Below are 263 nucleotides of genomic sequence, written 5' to 3' on the forward strand. Positions count from 1 at the left end.
GCAACGCGCCCGGGCGCGGCCAGGCCGGCAAGGTCCGCATCATCGGCGGCCGCTGGCGCGGCACCCGCCTGAACGTCGGCGACGCGCCGGGCCTGCGCCCGACCTCCGACCGGGTCCGCGAGACCTTGTTCAACTGGCTGCAGCCGATGCTGCCCGGCGCGCGCGCGCTCGACCTGTTCGCCGGCAGCGGCGCGCTGGGCATGGAGGCCTTGTCGCGCGGCGCCGCCGGCGCGGTGCTGGTCGAGCGCGACCCGGCCCTGGCC

At 79.1% G+C, this 263-nt stretch carries 1 protein-coding gene; it reads left to right on the forward strand.

Annotation, left to right across the window (positions count from 1 at the left end):
* A partial coding sequence (locus tag A7A76_RS05795) for an RsmD family RNA methyltransferase (RefSeq protein WP_241200752.1) occupies positions 1–263 on the forward strand: 263 nt, incomplete at both ends.

The organism is Lysobacter enzymogenes, assembly GCF_017168095.1.
Classification (GTDB): domain Bacteria; phylum Pseudomonadota; class Gammaproteobacteria; order Xanthomonadales; family Xanthomonadaceae; genus Lysobacter; species Lysobacter enzymogenes_D.